A 9,078-nucleotide genomic window follows, 5' to 3' on the forward strand; every position below is an offset into this window, starting at 1 on the left:
CCGCATCCGGCCGTACGGGGCGAGGGTGGGGGAACCGTGCACACTGTTTTTCCGTCATACTCGTCAATGGTCGTCCCACGATGGACGGTCCGCCCGGAGTCCCCGGGGCGCGATCCGTGCCCGCCCTCCGACGGAACCGACAGACCACACGGGCCCCGCGCGGGCCGCACAAGCCAATGGTGACCCGACCCCCCGGCCGATAAGCTGGACGTGGTGGTATGCGGTCTTTTGAGGGGATGAGTTCTCGATGGCAATGTCGGCAGGTTTCCCCACGGGTGAGGAGCTGCCGGAGCGCATCGGCCACTACGTGATCCGTCGTCGCATCGGTGCCGGCGGTATGGGCGTGGTGTACCAGGCCGAGGATCCCCGGACCGACCGGTTCGTCGCGGTGAAGGTCCTCAAGCCGGAGGTCGCCGGCGACCACATCGCACGCGCCCGGCTCGCCCGCGAGGTCGAGACGATGCGCCGCGTGCAGAGTCCCAACGTCGCCGAGGTCATCGACGCGGACACCCAGGCCGAACTGCCCTGGGTGGTCACCGAGTACATCCCCGGACCCACGCTGGACGCCACGGTCACCGACCACGGGCCCCTGCGCGGCCGCGCTCTGACCCGCTTCGTCGCCGGCATGGCGCGGGCGATCAAGGACATCCACGCGGTCGACGTGATCCACCGCGACCTCAAGCCCGGCAACGTGATCATCTCCAACGGCGAACCGATCGTCATCGACTTCGGCATCGCCCACGCGGTGGACGGCGCCAAGCTCACCCAGACCGGTACCTTCGTCGGCACGCCCAGCTATCTGTCGCCCGAGGTCATCGAGGGCACCGACCTGGGCCCGGCCACCGACGTGCACGCCTGGGGCGGCACGGTGGCGTTCGCCTCGACCGGACGGCCGCCCTACGGCGCCGGTTCGTTCGAGGTCATCTTCTTCCGCATCCTCAACGGTGAGATCGATCTGGACGGGATGCACGAGGCACTGCGCCCCCTGGTCAACAGCGCGGTCTCCCGGGACATGCGGTCGCGCCCGACCGCCGCGCAGCTGATGGTGGAGACGGGCCGACTCAACCTGGACCTTCCGTGGCAAGAGCCGCAGATGGGTGCGATCGACCAGACCGGTGGGCACACGGTCCGCGGGCACACGCCGGGCTCCGGTGACACCGGTGGCGGTGGCATGGGCTCGGTCCTGGGCGGCGCGGCCGCCGGGGGCGCCGCGGGATACCTCCTCGGTAAGAGCGCCGGTGAGGGGTGGGGGCCGCCGCACACGCGTAACCACCCCATGACCACCGACAGTGCCTGGTCCAGCCCGTCCGCGCCGCAGACGAGCCACGCCCACTCCGTCGGCCGGGCCGACGACGAGGCGACCGACGATCTCGGCGGTCGTGCCCCGTGGGGCGCCCCGGACGAGGCGACCGACGACCTGAGCGGTGGCCGTGCCGGGAGCGGGGGTCACACCCACCACGCCCACTCCGGCGGTCGGTACGACGAGGGGCCCACCGACGACCTGAGCGGCCACACCTCCTGGGGCGCGGACGAGGCCACCGACGACCTGGGCGCCGCGCCCAGGACCGAACGCTTCTCGCCCTCCTCCGGCGACGATCCGCACAGCACCCGCCAGATTCAGACCGGTGGCGACGACATCCAGGGCACCCAGCGCTTCGACCCGGGAGAGGTGGCCCGCCGGGAGGACCCGCAGGGCACCATGATGATGGGCCAGAGCGACCTGCAGCGGCAGTCGTCGGAGGCTCCTCAGACCCAGTTCTTCAACTCGCCCCTGGACCCCAGCGCCTTCGAGGACATCCTGACCCCGGTCGGCCGCCAGGGCCGCCGGGACACCACCCAGGAGTTCGACGAGGACGACTACAACGAGCGCGGCGGCCTGCTGGACCGGTTCCGGCGGGGCAACGGCGACCGTCTGGGCGACTACTTCCGCGGGGACCGCGCCGAGGACGAGCACGGCGACGACGAGGACGAGTACTACGACGAGACCTGGCGGATGCACCCGCTGGTGCTCATCCCGATCATGGTCTCGCTGGCCGGCGTGGCGCTGTGGTTCCCCTGGTTCGGGATCTTCCTCGGCATCATCGTCATCGCCGGTCTGGGCGCACTGGACGTGGTCAAGGCCGAGCACGCCCGACGCCTGCAGACGCGGGGGCGCCGCAACTCCGACAGCATGGTGGTGGCGCTCAGTTTCCCCTGGGCCTTCGGGCGCATGGTGTTGCGCACGGTCGGGTTCGGCCTGGTGTACCTGGTGGCGGGCATCCTGGTCGGGATGGTCTACGCCACGCTGATGGACACCGGTAACGACGGGGCCAACTACACGGGCGCCTTCGCGGTGTTCGTGATGATCCTGCTCAGCTACATCATGCCGAGCGGGCGCGAGGCCCGACACCAGGCGGTGTGGCTGGTGGAGCGGATCCGCTTCCACAACCTGTACCTGTACATCGGCGTGATCGTCGGCATCCTCCTGCTGACCCTGCTCATCCTGTCCATCGGTCTGGGCTCGGCCCCGATCTGGACGATGGGGCCGCTCACCGGTCCGGCCGACTGGTTCGGCTGAGTCGCGTACCCACGGTCCCGTGCGAGCGCCCCTTCTCCCCCGGGGGAGAAGGGGCGCTCGCGCTTCGACGGTGATGCGCCCGACCGGACGGTGGTACCGGTCACTAGAGTGGGAGGAGAAGCCACCCCCGCTCGGCCCGTCGCCCCTGATAGGCGCTGTTCCGGAGGGGGGAACCACCCCGGACCGGCGGCGGTTGGTCAGGGTATCCTAAGTCGCACTCCGGGGTCGGGGGTTGGCCTGGAAACTACTAGCCAGTAACATCTGGTGTACGAGCACATGAGCGGGTCGCTGTTGACGTGAACTTCGGACCCGCCGTCGGATGGCCGAACGGCATTCGGCATTGTTGGCAATAACGGGGCGCGCCAGCGCCCACCCGCCAGACGGCGGACATGGGAGTGCAGGGAGGTCGGCCACCGGCCATGAATATTGTCGTTTTGGTCAAGCAGGTCCCGGACACGGCGACCGAACGTAAGCTCAACGCCGATGACAAGACGCTGGACCGCGCAGCGTCCGACGGTGTCATCAACGAGCTCTGCGAGTACGCGATCGAGGAGGCCCTCCTCCTCAAGGAGAAGCACGGCGGCGAGGTCACCATCCTGACGATGGGTCCGGACCAGGCCACGGACTCGATCCGCAAGGCCCTGTCCATGGGTGCCGACAAGGCCGTCTTCGTCAACGACGAGGCGCTGCACGGCTCCGACGCGATCCAGACCGCCTACGCGCTCGCGCAGGCCCTGGGCACCATCGAGTTCGACCTGGTCGTCCTCGGTTCGGAGTCCACCGACGCGCGCACCGGCGTGCTCGGCGCCGCGCTCGCCGAGTACCTCGGTCTGCCCCAGCTCACGCTGGCGGGCAAGGTCGACGTCGACGGCGAGGCCATCAAGATCCAGCGTCAGACCGACTACGGCTACGACGTGGTCGAGGCGCGGCTTCCGGCGGTCGTCTCCGTCGTGGAGAAGATCAACGAGCCCCGCTACCCGTCCTTCAAGCTGATCATGCAGGCGAAGAAGAAGCCGGTCGACAAGAAGTCCGCGGCCGACGCGGGCATCGACGCCGGCAAGGTCGGTCTGGCCCACGCCACCACCGAGACCGTCGACTTCGCCGCCGCGCCGCCGCGCGCCGCGGGCACGATCGTCAAGGACGAGGGCGACGGTGGAGCCAAGGCCGCCGACTTCCTCGCCGAGAAGAAGTTCGTGTAGGTAGACGAGAGACTCAGGGAAGGTTCAAGGATTATGGCTGAGGTCCTCGTCCTCGTCGACCACGTCGACGGACAGGTCAAGAAGGTCACCACCGAGCTGCTCACCGCCGCGCGCCGCATCGGCGAGCCCGCCGCGGTCTGGGTCGGCGACGGTGCGGAGTCGGGCAAGGCCACCCTGGCCGAGTTCGGCGCCGAGAAGGTGTACGTGGCTCCGGCCGAGGTGAACGACTACGTCGTCGCGCCCAAGGCCGAGCTGCTCACCAAGCTCGCCCAGGAGAAGGGCGCCGCCGCCATCCTCGTCTCGGCCACCGCCGAGAACAAGGAGATCGCCGGTCGTACCGCCGTGAAGCTGGGCTCCGGAGTGCTCACCGACGTCGTCGACGTCGACGCCGAACTGGTCGCCGAGCACAGCATCTTCGGTGGCGCCACCGTCACCCACGCCCGCGTGCGGACCGGTGTGCCGGTCATCGCGCTCCGCCCGAACTCCGTCGCCCCGGAGGCCGCCACCGGCGCCGCCGCCGAGGAGGCCGTGTCGGTCGACATCTCCGACGCCGCGAAGACCGCCAAGGTCGTCGAGCGCGTCGAGCAGGCCAAGGGCGAGCGCCCCGAGCTGGCCGAGGCCGCGATCGTGGTCTCCGGTGGCCGTGGTGTGGGCTCCGACGACTTCGGCGTCGTCGAGCGGTTGGCCGACTCCCTCGGTGCGGCCGTCGGCGCCTCTCGCGCCGTCGTCGACTCCGGCTGGTACCCGAACCAGTTCCAGGTCGGTCAGACCGGTAAGACGGTCAGCCCGAACCTGTACATCGCTCTGGGCATCTCCGGCGCGATCCAGCACCGGGCGGGCATGCAGACCGCGAAGAACATCGTGGCGGTCAACAAGGACCCCGAGGCCCCGATCTTCGAGCTGGCCGACTTCGGTGTCGTGGGCGACCTGCACACGGTCGCACCGCAGCTGACCGAGGAGATCGACAAGCGCAAGTAGGACCATGCGCCGAGGTTCCGAGCCGACGCCCGGACGGGGGAGACCCCGACCGGGCGTCGGCTCGTGTACGGGTGGGGTCCGGCCCGCTCCGCCCGGTCAGCCCTCCTCCGGGGCGGGGTGGAAGGTGCGGGTGGGTCCCATGCCGGAGAGGACGCCGTTCGGGGCGAACTCCAGGCGCAGATCCACCTCGTCCGGCTCGGGATGGGCGACCGGGCCGTCCGCAGCCACCACCGACCCGGTGCTCAGGAAGAGGCGATCGCCGACGACCCCCTGACCGACCCCGCACAGGTCCACCTCGGGTCCGTCCCGCCAGACCTCGGCGGCGTGGGTGCGGGTGAGGGCGACCGGCGTGGGTTCCCCCTCGGGGTCCGCCACGGCCAGGAACAGTCCCTCGAAGCCGCGGACCGCGCCGTGGACGTCGCAGCCGCCGAGACCGAAGTCCGGTGCGCGCCAGGAACGTTCCCCCTCGGCGTCGAAGGCCACCAGTTCCCCGTCGAGGTCGAGCACGGTCACCTCCTCGACGTGGGCCAGGTCCCGCACCCCCTCCACGGCCACCTCGTGGAGTCGCTCCCCGCCGGCGGCGTCGTACCCGGTGAAACCGGTGTCGTCCCACACGCTCACCCGCCCCTCGGAGAGCAGAACGTGCGCGTCGGCGTCGGGCCCCGGCACCGCGATCACCGTGCCGTCGGCGGCGTCGAGCAGGTGCCATGCGTCGTCGGCGCGGGCCAGGAGGCGGTCGCCCGCGCCGGGGTCCGTCACCGGGTCGGTGAAGCCCCGCACGCACCAGGACCGGTCACCCGTGCGGGCGTCGAACCCCGCCAGGACGTCACCGGCGGCGATGAGCACGGTCGCCCCGGCCTGCGCGGCCGTGGCGGCGCGGACACCGGTGTCGACCCACCAGAGCAGGCCGCCGTCGTCGGCCGCCCGCACGGTCGGTCCGTGGTCGGAGACCAGCGTGACGGTGTCCTCGAAACCGCCGACGAGACGGGCGTCGTCGCCCACGGCCCAGGCGCCGGGTGCGAGGAAGGGATGGCCCGGACCGGGCGCGGGCGCGGCGTCGTGGTGCCCACCGCCCGCGCCCGGACGCGTGCGCACGTCGGAGCAGGAGAACCCGGAGAACCACAGGAACAGGGGCACGGTCAGGGCGAGGACGAGGAGGGACCCCAGGGCGGCCGCCGCCCAGACCGGTGTGCGGGAGCGGCGCGCGCGTGCGGGAGGCTGGGGCATGACGTCCTTGCCGGGCAGGGGGCGGGATCCTCAAATTACCGCCCGGTGGCGGGCGCGACTTCGCGAGCCCCCGCAGGACGCCGCGCCGCCCGTCGCCGTGCCGCGACCTCTGTGGGCCGGGAGCGCGATACCGGGGTGCGGGGCCCGGTGGCCCGTGGGCCGCGACCGTGCGACCTGCCCTCGACGCGGGTCGCGGGGGTGGGCGCGGACACCCGGTCGTCCCGGATCCACGGCTCTCGGGGTTCGGAGCCGGCGCAGACCTCGCCCCGGTCGTTGCGGGCCGGGCGGTACGACCCCGTCATGGGGTCTGTCAGGGGAAGGTCTGGGCGGATAAGCGCAGGTCATTTGCACTATATGAAATGTTCTGTGTGGTTTTTGGGGGGTGGGTGCGGGTAGATCCGGCGCACGACGTCCCCGAGCGAGGCAGGTGCGGATGCGAACCACGGTGCGGGCGGGACGCCGGAAGATCGAGGTCAGGCACGCCGACAAGACCCTGTTCGGTCCCGACGGGGCCACCAAGGCCGACCTCGCCGACTACTACGCCCGGATCGCCCCGCTCATGCTCCCGCTCGTCAAGGGGCGTCCCGTCGCGCTGGAACGTTACCCGGAGGGCGTCGGGAACTCCGGCTTCCTCGCCCAGCACCCCGCGCACCCGCGATGGATCCGCACCGTGTGGACCTCGTCCGGTCGCATGATGGAGTGCCATGAGGCCGCCGCGCTGGTGTGGTGCGCCGACCAGGACGCCATCACCCTGCACACCTGGTCCTCCCGCACGCCTCGCCTGGGTCTGCCCGACCGCATGGTCCTCGACCTCGACCCGGTGGGCCAGGGGCCCGACGCCTTCCACACCTGCCGGCAGGCCGCCTGGAGCGTGCGTGAGGTGCTCACCGAACTGGGTCTGACCGCCTACGTGATGACCACCGGCTCCCGGGGTCTGCACGTCCACTCGCCCCTGCGTCCCGAGGTGGACGACACCGAGGTCAGACGGTTGGCCAAGGCGGTCGCCGACCGGGTGGCGGCCCGTGCGCCGGCGCAGTGGACCACCCGGGTGCGCAAGGCCGCCCGGCACGGCCGCATGTTCGTCGACTACCTGCGCAACGGCATGGGTCAGCTCGCGGTGGCGCCCTACGCCGTCCGCGCCCGGCCGGGGGCGCCGGTCGCGACCCCGATCGCCTGGGAGGAGTTGGACGGGCTCTCCTCCTCGCAACACTTCACCCTCGACCTGGAACGCGACGCGTGCCCCTTCGCGGGGATGCGCAGGCACGCCCGGTCCCCCCGCCGGGCCCTGTCCCTGCTGGATCGGGGCGAGGGCGGGGTCGTGCCCCGGCCGCGTGAGGACCGGTCGACCGACGAGGGTTAGGGAGTGGTCGCGGCCCCACGCAGCGAGGACAGCAGCCGACCGTCCTCGTGCCGGCTCCAGGTGACCATGCCGTCTCCGGCCCCGAACACCCGTTCCACGGGGGAGTCCTCCAGGCTCGGGCATCCCCGCGAGGTCACCAGGGAGTGCGGTCGGTACAGCCGGCCCCCGTCCAGAACGGTGCCCTCCGAGGCGGAACAGGCCGGGGAGCCCTCCTCCTCCAGGCGCCAGGTCACCGTGCCGTCGCGCAGGCTCACCCCGTGGAACGCCGGGCGGTCGCTGTGCGGGTTCCGGACCAGGACGTGGCCGTCGAAGACCGTGCGCGCGGGGAGCTCACCATGGGCCGGCTCGCCTCCGATGAGGGGACCTCCCTCCTCCACCACCCCGTCCCCGGTCGAGTCCCACAGCAGGTCGCCGTCGGGGCCGTAGGCGGCGAGGTACCCCTCGGCGTCGTACTCCCACGCGTGGCGTGCCGACGGCGGACGACCCCGGTGGTCGCGGTCGAACCCGACGACGGTCGTCCCGTCCGAGGCGATGACGGACGTGATCGTCCGGGGCCCGCTCTCGGGACGCCCGGGGCCCACGTCCTCCAGTGTGAACAGTTCGGCACCGGTCTCCAGAGCGAAGGTGGTCAGTCGTGTCCCCTCCCACATCAGCACCCGGCCATCGTCGATCACGGCGCGGGGGTCCTCCACCTCGGGGCCCACCGGGGTGTCCGGTCCGCCGTCCAGCGAGGCGACCACCGAACCGTCCGTGGCGTCGAACAGCGTCGGTTCCTCTCCCACCCACGCCACGAAGCGCTCCGTGGAGTCGAGTCCGGAGAGGACACCGTGGATCCCCGAACGGCACCACACCTGCTCCCCGGTGAGGTCGTCGAAGGCCATGAGGAGAGGACCGGGTCGCTCCCGATCCCGACCGGTGCGGGGATAGACGTACTCGACCAGAACGGTGGAACCCGCGTGGACGACACGTGCCTCGTCGAAGGAGCGGTCGTCGCCGTGGACCACGGCGCCGGCCAGGTACGTGGCGTCCAGGTGCCACAGGGCGGTCCCGTCCTCGGCCGACAGGGCCACGACACCGGCGTCGGTGACCAACGTGTGGGCCCGAACCGAGGCGCCGACGTGCCGCAGTGAGCGAGGGACCTCGTCGTCCAGAAGTCTCTGCCACTCGGGCGCCGGGTACTCCTCGGGCAGGGACGACCAGGCCGGCGTCGTGTTCCACCAGTCGGCGGGTCCGGGAGTGGAGGTCGCACCCGTGCAGGCCAGGTGTTCGCGCAGCGGATGCCAGGTCACGGTCGCGATCAGTCCGGCGAACATGGCCAGGGTCATGAGGACCGCCGGGACCACCGTCGCCGGATGACGTCGGGGTTCGGCCGGCGGCAACGGGTACGGCGTGGGGTCCTCCGTGGCCCGCCACCGAAGGACGAGCGCTCCCAGACACACCGCCGCGAGGGCCGCGGGCACCTGCCAGGGCAGCCCCCGGAACAGGAGCGTGGTGGAGGTGAACAGAACGGCGACGGAGACGAGGTCGGCGAGGAAAACCCACACCGGGTTCACGTGTCGACGTGGCCCGGGCGGGTCGCCGGGAGCGCGCAGGGCGTGCAGGGTCGGTACGAGCAGCAGGGGCAGCGCCAGGGCGGGGAGCGGGGCGCGCTGCCACAGCACCAGGGTCAGCGTGACCACGGACAGGGCACGGAGAAGCAGCCACACGTGGCGGGAGAGGGTCTCGACGGTCATGGTTCCTCGGGGGAGGGCACGGGG

6 protein-coding genes are annotated in these 9,078 nt (G+C 71.5%); 4 read left to right on the forward strand and 2 right to left on the reverse strand.

Going from position 1 to position 9,078, the window contains the following annotated elements; translation table 11 throughout:
* The first annotated feature begins 247 nt into the window (after nucleotides 1-247).
* From DSY14_RS11535 to DSY14_RS11545, 3 genes are all read left to right on the forward strand, one after another.
* Nucleotides 248-2,557 (forward strand): protein kinase, encoded by a 2,310-nt coding sequence (locus tag DSY14_RS11535; RefSeq protein ID WP_249187711.1) that lies wholly within the window; start codon nucleotides 248-250, stop codon nucleotides 2,555-2,557.
* 419 nt (nucleotides 2,558-2,976) lie between these two features.
* Nucleotides 2,977-3,756 carry an electron transfer flavoprotein subunit beta/FixA family protein gene (locus DSY14_RS11540; RefSeq protein ID WP_211716504.1) on the forward strand — a complete coding sequence of 260 codons (780 nt, stop codon included), beginning with the start codon at nucleotides 2,977-2,979 and terminating at the stop codon, nucleotides 3,754-3,756.
* 33 nt (nucleotides 3,757-3,789) lie between these two features.
* A complete protein-coding gene (locus DSY14_RS11545) occupies nucleotides 3,790-4,734 on the forward strand; it encodes an electron transfer flavoprotein subunit alpha/FixB family protein (RefSeq protein ID WP_211716505.1) in 945 nt (314 codons plus the stop codon).
* A gap of 96 nt (nucleotides 4,735-4,830) precedes the next feature.
* On the opposite strand, the gene DSY14_RS11550 is transcribed toward DSY14_RS11545, so the two are convergent.
* Nucleotides 4,831-5,961 (reverse strand): PQQ-binding-like beta-propeller repeat protein, encoded by a 1,131-nt coding sequence (locus DSY14_RS11550; protein WP_211716506.1) that lies wholly within the window; start codon nucleotides 5,959-5,961, stop codon nucleotides 4,831-4,833.
* A 433-nt stretch (nucleotides 5,962-6,394) separates the two neighbouring features.
* Here DSY14_RS11550 and ligD point away from each other — a divergent pair, with 433 nt between their 5' ends.
* Entirely contained in the window at nucleotides 6,395-7,321 is a 927-nt protein-coding gene (ligD, locus tag DSY14_RS11555; protein WP_211716507.1) for a non-homologous end-joining DNA ligase, read from the forward strand.
* On the opposite strand, the gene DSY14_RS11560 is transcribed toward ligD, so the two are convergent.
* On the reverse strand, nucleotides 7,318-9,054 hold the full coding sequence (locus DSY14_RS11560; protein ID WP_211716508.1) for a PQQ-binding-like beta-propeller repeat protein: 1,737 nt from the start codon (nucleotides 9,052-9,054) through the stop codon (nucleotides 7,318-7,320). The two genes, ligD and DSY14_RS11560, sit on opposite strands and share 4 nt — an antisense overlap.
* Between the last annotated feature and the right edge of the window lie 24 nt (nucleotides 9,055-9,078).

It is taken from the genome of Nocardiopsis sp. MG754419 (assembly GCF_018207095.1).
Taxonomy (GTDB): Bacteria; Actinomycetota; Actinomycetes; order Streptosporangiales; family Streptosporangiaceae; genus Nocardiopsis.

Coding starts and splice junctions, on each gene's coding strand:
- DSY14_RS11535 (WP_249187711.1), top strand. CDS start 248: ATGGCAATGTCGGCAGGTTTCCCCACGGGTGAGGAGCTGCCGGAGCGC.
- DSY14_RS11560 (WP_211716508.1), bottom strand. CDS start 9,054: ATGACCGTCGAGACCCTCTCCCGCCACGTGTGGCTGCTTCTCCGTGCC.
- DSY14_RS11550 (WP_211716506.1), bottom strand. CDS start 5,961: ATGCCCCAGCCTCCCGCACGCGCGCGCCGCTCCCGCACACCGGTCTGG.
- DSY14_RS11545 (WP_211716505.1), top strand. CDS start 3,790: ATGGCTGAGGTCCTCGTCCTCGTCGACCACGTCGACGGACAGGTCAAG.
- ligD (WP_211716507.1), top strand. CDS start 6,395: ATGCGAACCACGGTGCGGGCGGGACGCCGGAAGATCGAGGTCAGGCAC.
- DSY14_RS11540 (WP_211716504.1), top strand. CDS start 2,977: ATGAATATTGTCGTTTTGGTCAAGCAGGTCCCGGACACGGCGACCGAA.